Source organism: Daejeonella sp. (assembly GCF_044232565.1).
Lineage (GTDB): Bacteria > Bacteroidota > Bacteroidia > Sphingobacteriales > Sphingobacteriaceae > Daejeonella.
The window spans coordinates 1-5,531 of sequence record NZ_JBIILQ010000187.1 but is presented as its reverse complement, the minus strand read 5'-3'; the positions used below and the strand labels follow the sequence as shown (position 1 = coordinate 5,531).

The window sequence follows — 5,531 nt, the reverse complement described above, 5'->3', positions numbered from 1 at the left end:
CAATGATTTTTGTCACCGATTGACATTGCACAATAGCATCATCAATAATATTTTTTAATGGGATATCTTTATTTCCTCTAAACCCGCCATCGGCAGTAATTACCAAATTACACGTTGCATCGTTAATCCTGTCGGCAATAGACTGTGCTGAAAAGCCCCCAAAAACAACCGAATGGATAGCACCAATACGAGCACAGGCAAGCACAGCAATGGCTAATTCAGGAACCATCGGCATATAGATACAGATTCTGTCGCCCTTTTTTACCCCATTATTTTTTAGTGCATTAGCAAACTGTACAACCTTAAAATGAAGCTCTTTATAGGTAAAGGATCGATAATGCTCTTCCGGATCATTCGGCTCCCAAATCATTGCTGTTTTATCGGCATCCTTAACTAGATGGCGGTCAAGACAGTTCTCCGTAATATTTAACTTTGCTCCACTAAACCATTTCACATTGGGCTCTGAAAAGTTCCAATCTAAAACACTATCCCACTTCTTCTGCCAATAAAATGTTTCGGCTACTGTAGCCCAAAAATTTTCAGGCTCAGCAACACTATAAGCATAAATGCGTTTATAATCGTCAAAGGAATTAATACGGAGATCCATTTTTATTTTTTGTTCTTTTGTTATATTATTTTTAATATACAATTATATCATTTTAAGAGCTTTTAGCCTAATTTAGAGTCATAATAATTACATAAATTACTGGACTAAGCGCTCATTTAAAGAGAAAGACTAAATTTATTGATAAAGTATTGCGTATCTGATTTTTTCTCCCGATATTTGCAAACTCTTTAGAGAATTGATTTAAATATTAAGATACACATATAGTCATGTCGAGAATTTGTGATTTAACAGGAAAAATGGCAATGAATGGATTTAACGTTTCTAACTCAAACGTAAAAACCAAGCGTAAATTTTATCCTAACCTTCATGTAAAAAAGTTTTACATCCCTGAAGAAGACAGATGGATCACGTTGAAGGTTTCTACCTCAGCGATTAAAACCATCAGTAAAAATGGCATCACTGCTGTGATTAGTAAATTCGTTAAAAAAGGATACATATAATAGTTATAAGTTTTATTTATAAGCTTTATTAGAATATCTGATAAAATTTATAAATGTAACCAACAACTTACAACGTAAAAAATAATACAATGGCTAAGAAAGGTAATAGAGTTCAGGTTATTTTAGAATGTACCGAGCACAAAGAAAGCGGTATGGCTGGAATGTCTCGTTATGTAACAACCAAAAACAAAAAGAACACAACTGAGCGCCTAGAATTGAAGAAATTCAATCCGGTGTTAAGAAAAGTGACTGTTCACAAAGAAATTAAATAATAAGTAAATATTTATAAGCTGTAAATTATATTATTCTATTATATAATTTCTAACATAAATTTACAACCTACAACTAATAATACTATACAGAAATGGCAAAAAAAGTAGTTGCAACCCTGAAAACAGGTGCTGGTAAAGAATATTCAAAGGTTATCACAATGAACAAATCACCAAAAACTGGCGCTTATTCATTCAAAGAAGTTATCGTTCACAATGATCATGTGAAAGACGCTATTGCTGGAATAAAAATCTCAAACTAAATAGCAATAATATTTGAAAGAAGCCGCCCGCGTCTAATCGTTGGGGGGCTTTTTTCATTAGAATAAAAATATTTTTACCTGTATCAGTAGATTTAACAAATTCAGAGCCATGGGATTATTTGACTTTTTCAAAAAGAAAGAAATCAACGTAGAAGAGCAAGTTGAACTAGATAAAACCTTAGAAAAGACAAAGGAGAATCTATTTTCAAAAATCACCAAGGCTGTAGTTGGAAAATCTAGCGTGGATGATGATGTTCTTGATGAACTTGAAGAAATACTAGTAAATTCTGATGTAGGTGTTCAAACCACCCTTAAAATTATAGCGCGATTACAAACGCGTGTGGCTCAAGATAAATACATAAATACTACTGAGCTCCATGAATTACTTCGTGCTGAAATTCAAAATCTACTAGCTGAAAATAATAGCAACGATTTCCAGAATTTTGAATACGGCAAACATAAACCCTATGTTATTATGGTGGTGGGTGTTAATGGTGTTGGTAAAACCACTACCATTGGCAAATTAGCCCATAAGCTAAAATCTGCAGGTAATAAAGTTGTTCTAGGTGCTGCTGACACATTCAGAGCCGCTGCCGTAGATCAACTTAGGCTATGGGCAGAACGTGTAAACGTACGTATCGTAGCGCAGCCGATGGGTTCAGATCCTGCTTCAGTAGCTTTCGATACCCTCCAATCTGCAGTTGCAAATGGCGATGATGTTGCAATTATTGATACTGCCGGACGCTTACATAATAAGGTTGCTTTGATGAACGAACTAACCAAAATCAAACAGGTTATGCAAAAAGTCGTTCCTGGCGCTCCACATGAAATTCTCCTCGTTTTAGATGCTTCAACCGGGCAGAATGCCATTGAACAGTGTAAACAATTTACCCAGGCAACTGAAGTGAATGCACTAGCACTTACAAAACTAGATGGTACTGCCAAAGGTGGTGTGGTAATTGGAATATCCGATCAGTTTAAAATTCCGGTGAAATACATCGGTGTAGGCGAAGGTATCGAACACCTTCAACTATTCAATAAAAAAGAGTTCGTAGACTCCCTATTTAAAAATTAGGGAAGAGCAGCATGAAAACCAAGAACAGTAAAGAGATAAGCAAAGTTAAGCCAAGAGTAAATGTTATAACCCTTGGTTGTTCCAAAAATATTCACGACTCAGAAGTATTAATGGGCCAATTGCGCGGCAACCAAATGGATGTAGTACATGAAGACCAAAAGCTAAACAAAGACGATATTATTGTCATTAATACCTGCGGATTTATAGACAATGCAAAGCAGGAGTCTATTGATACTATCCTACAATATAGTGAATTAAAAGATCAAGGAAAAGTTGGAAAAGTAATCGTAACAGGTTGTTTATCCGAACGTTATAAGCCTGAACTCGAAGCTGAAATAAAAAATGTAGACTCCTTTTTCGGAACCAACGACCTACAAAATCTCTTAAGTTCAATTGGTGCAGATTATAAACATGAACTGGTAGGTGAGCGGCTATTAACAACTCCTTCACACTTTTCATATTTTAAAATTGCTGAAGGCTGCAACAGACCTTGCTCCTTCTGTGCCATTCCTTTAATGCGCGGAAAGCATGTTTCTAAACCAATCGACGAATTGGTGAAAGAAGCCAAATATCTCGCTAAAAACGGAACTAAAGAATTAATTCTTATTGCTCAAGACCTAACTTATTATGGCTTAGATCTTTATAACAAGAGAAATTTAGCTGATTTGATGCGTAATTTATCTGATGTTGATGGCATTGAATGGATTCGTTTACAATATGCCTATCCTTCCGGGTTCCCAATGGATGTTTTGGATGTAATGAATGAACGCTCAAATATTTGTAATTACCTCGATATGCCCCTTCAACATATCAGTGATAATATGTTAAGCTCCATGCGACGTGGAATTACAAGCCAAAAAACAATCGATTTGGTAAACTCCATTCGCGATAAAGTGCCAAATATTGCCTTGCGTACCACTTTAATTTGTGGCTATCCTGGAGAAACGGAAAAAGATTTTCAAGAAATGAAAGAGTGGGTCGCTGAAAGTCGCTTCGACAGACTAGGGTGTTTTACCTATTCACATGAAGAAAAAACGCATGCTCATCTCCTAAATGATGATGTTCCCGAAGAATTGAAGCAAGAGCGTGTTGATGAAATTATGAATATTCAACAGGAGATTTCATTCGATATAAATCAAGCCAAAGTTGGGAAAACATTCAAGGTCCTGATTGATAAAAAAGAGGGTGATTACTTCATAGGTCGTACAGAATTTGATTCTCCAGAAGTGGATAATGAAGTTTTGCTCGATGCAAAAATCAGTTATGCTACACCCGGCACTTTCGTAGAGGTAAAAATTGACCGTGCCGAGGATTTCGATCTCTATGGTCAAATTGTAAAAATATAGTTCTGTTCAGGGGAATTCATTAAATTCCTCTAATTTCGTTTAAAATGAAGGCGACTTATATAGATTATAGTGAAACGCAAAGTTTCTCAGAGGGCCTTATCCGTTTTTTGGCAGAGGACCCTCAATTGACACCCTTCTACTCAGAAAGCCCCACAATCGAGGGTTTTAAAAATCTAATTGCCCGTAAAAAAACTAGCGCAAACAGAGCTATTCTGGCAGAAGTACTGCACGATCAATATTCAAAAATTAAATCCCCTGTAAATAATTTGGTTGAAGGCAATATTCAACTGCTTGAAAAGGATAACACATTCACTGTTTGTACAGGGCATCAACTTAATCTCTTTACTGGTCCGCTTTACTTTATTTTCAAAATTGTAACTGCAATAAATCTCGCCAAGGAGCTTAAAAGCAATTTTCCCGATAAAAATTTCGTTCCAGTTTACTGGATGGCCACCGAAGACCATGATTTTGCTGAGATAAATCACACCCACATTGCCGGTAAAAAAATCAGCTGGGAGCAAAAGGCTTTGGGTGCAACTGGCAGGCTGCAAACCTCTGGAATTGAAAAAGCCATCAAGGAATACCAACAGGTGTTGGGTATTTCTGAGAATGCAGAAGTACTCAGCAATTTAATCCAAAAGGCCTATACCGAACATTCCAGCTTGGCAGATGCCACCAGATACCTTGTAAACGCTCTTTTCGAGGATTTTGGATTAATAATTCTCGATGCCGATGATATTCGATTAAAAAGTCAGTTTTCAACAATCATCACCAAAGATATTATTGAGCAAAATAGCTTCAAGCAAATCACTGAAGCCAATCATAAATTAGCAGAGCAAGGCATTGATACACAGGTAAATCCGAGAGAAATTAATTTCTTTTACCTCCGCGATGGCTTGAGAGAGCGCATTGTGTTTGAAGATGGTAACTATTCAATCCTAAATACAGAAATCAGCTTCAGCGAAGAAAGTTTGAGGAAAGAAATTTCCGAACACCCCAATCGCTTTAGTCCCAATGTTGTGATGCGCCCACTATACCAGGAGCTTATCTTACCTAACCTAGCCTATATTGGCGGAGGTGCCGAAGTTATTTACTGGCTACAGCTGAAGCAAAATTTTGATTATTATGGCGTGGAATTTCCAATTTTACTCCTAAGAAATTCAGCCATGTTTAGTCCCCAAAAACTAGAAAGCAAACTTAACCGCCTAAATATCAATATAAAAGATATCTTCAAAAAACTCGAAGAACTTAAAAAAGAATGGGTATTAAACCATAGCACTCACAAGCTTAATCTCCAAGATGAATGGCAGGAACTGAGTTCAATATTTGAAAAAATTAAACTGCGCAGCCATAAAATCGACCCGAGCTTAAGTCCGAGTGCCGACGCCGTAAAAGCAAGGCTTCACCATGCGATAATAAATCTAGAAAGTAAGCTGATGAAAGCAGAAAAAAGAAATTTCTCGGATGCACTGACACAGATTGAATTGATTAAAACGAAGTTATTTCCCAA

7 protein-coding genes are annotated in these 5,531 nt (G+C 36.5%); 6 read left to right on the top strand and 1 reads right to left on the bottom strand.

Annotation, left to right across the window (positions count from 1 at the left end; translation table 11 throughout):
• A partial coding sequence (locus ACILQF_RS10005) for an AMP-binding protein (protein ID WP_395627271.1) occupies nt 1-607 on the bottom strand: 607 nt, incomplete at its 3' end.
• A 227-nt stretch (nt 608-834) separates the two neighbouring features.
• Here ACILQF_RS10005 and rpmB point away from each other — a divergent pair.
• The 6 genes from rpmB to bshC form a co-directional block, all read left to right on the top strand.
• Nucleotides 835-1,068 carry a 50S ribosomal protein L28 gene (gene rpmB, locus ACILQF_RS10000; protein WP_395627270.1) on the top strand — a complete coding sequence of 78 codons (234 nt, stop codon included), beginning with the start codon at nt 835-837 and terminating at the stop codon, nt 1,066-1,068.
• Nucleotides 1,069-1,157: 89 nt separating this feature from the next.
• Complete coding sequence (rpmG, locus tag ACILQF_RS09995; protein WP_079703649.1) at nt 1,158-1,340, top strand: 50S ribosomal protein L33; 183 nt, start codon at nt 1,158-1,160, stop codon at nt 1,338-1,340.
• Nucleotides 1,341-1,432: 92 nt separating this feature from the next.
• Complete coding sequence (locus ACILQF_RS09990) at nt 1,433-1,600, top strand: DUF4295 domain-containing protein (protein ID WP_395627269.1); 168 nt, start codon at nt 1,433-1,435, stop codon at nt 1,598-1,600.
• 109 nt (nt 1,601-1,709) lie between these two features.
• Nucleotides 1,710-2,675 carry a signal recognition particle-docking protein FtsY gene (ftsY, locus tag ACILQF_RS09985; RefSeq protein ID WP_395627268.1) on the top strand — a complete coding sequence of 322 codons (966 nt, stop codon included), beginning with the start codon at nt 1,710-1,712 and terminating at the stop codon, nt 2,673-2,675.
• Between the two features lie 11 nt (nt 2,676-2,686).
• Nucleotides 2,687-4,021, top strand: a complete 1,335-nt coding sequence (rimO, locus tag ACILQF_RS09980) for a 30S ribosomal protein S12 methylthiotransferase RimO (RefSeq protein WP_395627267.1) — start codon at nt 2,687-2,689, stop codon at nt 4,019-4,021.
• A gap of 44 nt (nt 4,022-4,065) precedes the next feature.
• On the top strand, nt 4,066-5,531 hold a 1,466-nt coding region (gene bshC, locus ACILQF_RS09975; RefSeq protein ID WP_395627266.1), incomplete at its 3' end, for a bacillithiol biosynthesis cysteine-adding enzyme BshC.